At 55.4% G+C, this 3,933-nt stretch carries 4 protein-coding genes; 2 read left to right on the plus strand and 2 right to left on the minus strand.

The window, feature by feature from the left end; translation table 11 throughout:
- Positions 1-185 precede the first annotated feature (185 nt).
- Positions 186-1,211, plus strand: a complete 1,026-nt coding sequence (locus QZY44_RS05430; RefSeq protein ID WP_295443326.1) for an IS630 family transposase — start codon at positions 186-188, stop codon at positions 1,209-1,211.
- A 679-nt stretch (positions 1,212-1,890) separates the two neighbouring features.
- Here QZY44_RS05430 and QZY44_RS05435 read toward each other — a convergent pair.
- Both QZY44_RS05435 and QZY44_RS05440 read right to left on the minus strand, forming a co-directional pair.
- Entirely contained in the window at positions 1,891-2,292 is a 402-nt protein-coding gene (locus tag QZY44_RS05435; RefSeq protein ID WP_295443329.1) for a type II toxin-antitoxin system MqsA family antitoxin, read from the minus strand.
- 2 nt (positions 2,293-2,294) lie between these two features.
- Positions 2,295-2,591 carry a type II toxin-antitoxin system MqsR family toxin gene (locus QZY44_RS05440; protein ID WP_295443332.1) on the minus strand — a complete coding sequence of 99 codons (297 nt, stop codon included), beginning with the start codon at positions 2,589-2,591 and terminating at the stop codon, positions 2,295-2,297.
- 654 nt (positions 2,592-3,245) lie between these two features.
- On the opposite strand from QZY44_RS05440, the gene QZY44_RS05445 reads away from it, so the two are divergent.
- On the plus strand, positions 3,246-3,933 hold a 688-nt coding region (locus QZY44_RS05445; protein ID WP_295443335.1), incomplete at its 3' end, for a phosphodiester glycosidase family protein.

Consider the following 3,933-nt stretch of genomic DNA (forward strand, 5'->3'; position numbering starts at 1 on the left):
AACCGCTTTTTGATATTCAAAGTTCGTGTTTTTTAAATACTAGATCATCGTATTGAATGTTGCTTTAATTTCTTTGTGGTGTCAAGCTTCAGCTATCCCACTCTTAAGAACTCTATTTCCTGAATAAGATCCCAGGGAATACTAAATGCGATAAATTACCATTATCGTAACATAGGCTAGATCACATGAAACGCAAGGACATTGTCGATAACCCGCTGTGCGCTATTGATATAATTCAGTTAAGGCGAATCATGAAAGAAGAAGGTTCGCAGGGAGCGCGCAATCGCTCCCATGCAATTATTCTTCTTTTTCAAGATCACCGATCGTTTGAAGATGTCGCAAGTTTTTTTGATGTTCATATTAATACAATAAATAACTGGGCGGGTCGGTGGGTTGTCGAGGGGATCAACGGGGTCTACGATTTAGACGGCCGAGGCGTCAAGCCGATATTTACCGACGCCGAAGAGAAAATTGTCTTAGAGTGCTTAGAAATAGACCCTCGCTCGCTGAGAAGGCTCGACGTAATGGTAATGGAGCGAACTGGGAAGACAGCGAGTCTAGCAACGTATCGTCGGATCATGAAGAAGCATGGTAAGTCATGGAAAAGGCAGCGAAAGACTCCTAAAGGAAGCCCAACTGAAGAGGAATATGAACGAGGTGTAGTTGATCTTGCGGAACTCAAAGCTCTTGCCCACGACGGTGAATTTGATCTTTTCTACTTCGATGCATCAGGATTCAGTTTGCAGCCATACATCCCTTATGCTTGGCAGGACATCGGCCGGGCTGGAACGCTCCGCATCCCTGCCTCGCACTCCACGCGGATTAATGTTCTCGCCTTCTTGAATCCGGTCGCTCAACAGGTGGTGGCTTATGAACCGATCGGCCCTATTACAAGTTTAGTGCTGATTGAAATTATGGATGATTTCTGTAGCCTCCTCACTGGACCAGCAGTTGTGGTACTGGATAACGCGCCGATTCATGTGAGCAAAGCCGTTGTGGAGCACATGGAATCATGGGAAAGGCGAGGATTAACGCTGTACTTTCTTCCGCGATATTCGCCAGAACTCAATTTGATTGAAATCCTTTGGCGAAAAATGAAATACGAATGGATTCCATCCCTTGCTTACGTGAGTATAACTGCATTAGCTTGCGGACTTCACAAAATAATTGAGTCGTTGGGAACTGAGTTTAGAATTGAATTTGCGAAATAGATTGCGAAGCCAGGTGCTCTACAAACGTTTCCGTTGAGGTACTTAGTTTAAGCCTATTACGCGACGCTTGGTGAGGCAGGGGCGGCGCTCCCCGCTCAATATGATGACTTATTTTTCTACAACATCATTATGGCAAACGATGTAACTTTGCGCGAATAGTTTTTTTGCCACACTCAAATCATCGGCGACGAGCGAACAAACCTTCTGTGATCGATCTTAGAACGCAGAGCGTACAGCTATTTTTCAGCGCCCATAGGGGTAGAACGAGCAGTCACGTCATGAACCGCCATTCGCGACAGGTGGTGTCCAGCAACTCCTAAACCTAAAAATCATCGGAGAAAGCGCATGGGAAAAGCAATATATTCAAAAAATTCAGATATTTCATCAGTCCTAAAGAAGTCCCTCCGTCAGTACGACTGGCTATACCCGGAACCTGGCTCCAAGCACGCGCGCGTCCGCTCTCATCGCTCGCGAGACTACGTCACGATCCCCTTCTCTCCATCGGATTGGCGGTCAGTGCGCGGATTCGAGGCGCAGATAAGACGCTTCGCCGAGCGCAGTCAAGGAACCATTTTTGCCAGAACCGGCAAGTTTGCAAATGAGTCCACACTAGCTGCAAACAGCCTGGAAATAGGGTGGAAATAGGGGACATACCACGATATCCTCCGCCGACAATACCCTATGCCGACCTCACCTCGTGCAACAACTCGGGGTGACGGTCGAGCACCTTGAGCAGCTTCACCAAAGCCAACGACGGCTTGGTCTTGCCGGTCTCGTAGCGCGAGAACGCATTAACGCCGCCGCCAAACAGTTCGGCCGCTTCGCGCTGGTCGAGGGCGAGTTTTTTGCGCACGCTGGTGATGAAACCAGGATCAACGATTGCGGCGTTCACCTGCTTCGAGAAGGCCCGCATCTCACGCATGACGCGATCGGATTCCGCCCCAGCCAAGACGGATTCAGCACAGGCCGGGCAGAATTCGCCCGTTACCGCGGCAATGACCATCGTTTCGCCCTTGTAGGTGTAGGGAAGGTCGCGCACGTCTCGGATCAGTTCAGCCGCGCCGCAAACGGGACATTTCATGTTCATAACTCCTTGAAGGACACGACCACGACGTCATCAATGACCGTTAGCTTCAGATACACATCACCGGCTGACGTGTTCGGGCGGTAGACGTCCTGCCAGATCGTGTGATCGGCGTGCGTGGTCATGCTCTTGTAGAAATCCGCTGGCGTGAGCGCCATCACTACCGCCAACATGCCGGGATAGTCGAACCCTAGGGCGTTCGCGCCGACGCGTGCTGTGTGCGTGGTGCGCACCTTGCCCGCCTCGGCCAAGGCTTTGACAACGGACAGCTTGCAGTGAGGGGTTCGTTTCTCCATCACCAGATACTAACCTAGTTGGTTTTTTTAGCAAGCGGGAAATAGGGGACGTACCACAATCTCCTCCGCCGGCAATCCCCCTTACGATACTGTGTCCGCGAGGTAGACTTCTCTACTGTGTTTCCGGGATGAGTCCCCGCGGGGCGTTGCCAACACCGCTTGAGTGTACGCAGGCCAAGTTTGCAGTGTACGGGAGGGCTGTCATGCGGACACGCGTCCGCTGCCAGTCCTGCTGCTGCCGCTCGAAACGCAGGCACGGGCGACCGCTTCTGGCCGTTCAGCGCCCTTCGCCGCCGATGTTCGCCTCCGTTTGTGCCCGACGGACGGCCACCAACCCATCGCGGACCCCCTTGCTCTCGTGAACGCTCTTGAGAGAAATCCCTCGCCCCGCAGAAGCCTCCGACTGTCCCGGATGGGTTGCGACGTTTTCGTTTCGAACCTTGCAGACGCCAAGACTCCGCTCGGGCTTCGAGGCCGGCCGCGGGTTCGATGCGGATGTCCTGCTGGGCGACTCGCAGGGTACGCGTCGCCGATTCATCAACGAGCCGGGTTCGCCTTGATCGAGATGGCCGTGGTTGACCGCCAGGTCAAACCCCCGCATGCTTGGGCTATCCTCGCCGACGCCTCCAAATCTACACCGACCGACCTGCGGCTATGACTTCACCACGCGTTCTTCTATGGGCCTGCCTGATGGTCGCCGCGAGCGCCTGCGCGACGGAGTGGAAGCCCAAGGGGGAATCGGACCGGCAGGAGATCACAACGGACCTGTTTTACGCCGAACGGTCGGCGGTCCGTCCCTCCGACGGTCGGCAAGTCACGGCGCACCTCGCCTTCTTCACCTCGCCAGCGTTCCACCTGAAGGTCGTCGATCTCGGGGCCGGCCCCGAGCCCGTCTATCCGACCCTGGAGGATGGCTTTCGGGCCGAGCGATGCGTCGCGGGGGTCAACGGTGGATTCTTCCACCCGGACCTGCGGCCCGTCGGGCTGGTGATCGCCGAGGGCCGCCGGATCAACCGGTTCGAAACCGCCAAGCTCCTCAGCGGTGTTGTCTACAGCGACGGCCAGGGTGTCCACCTCGTGCGGCGGGCCCAGTTCCGGGATCACCCGGACATCGCCGCGTTGCTGCAGAGCGGTCCCTATCTCGTGGAAGGCGCGCGGGCGGTGCGGGGTCTGTCCGCTTCCGACCCCAACCGCCGGACCTTCATTGCCACGGATGGGCACGGGCGCTGGGTCTTGGGTGCCACTATGAGCCCGCTCACCCTCGCCGACTTCGCGCACTGTCTCGCCTCGACCGGTGCCCTGATTCCTTGGAGGGTCGATCGCGCCCTCAACCTCGACGGCG

The organism is uncultured Thiodictyon sp. (genome assembly GCA_903837595.1).
In the GTDB taxonomy this organism is placed as follows: domain Bacteria; phylum Pseudomonadota; class Gammaproteobacteria; order Chromatiales; family Chromatiaceae; genus Thiodictyon.

Coding starts and splice junctions, on each gene's coding strand:
- QZY44_RS05430 (WP_295443326.1), top strand. CDS start 186: ATGAAACGCAAGGACATTGTCGATAACCCGCTGTGCGCTATTGATATA.
- QZY44_RS05435 (WP_295443329.1), bottom strand. CDS start 2,292: ATGAAATGTCCCGTTTGCGGCGCGGCTGAACTGATCCGAGACGTGCGC.
- QZY44_RS05440 (WP_295443332.1), bottom strand. CDS start 2,591: ATGGAGAAACGAACCCCTCACTGCAAGCTGTCCGTTGTCAAAGCCTTG.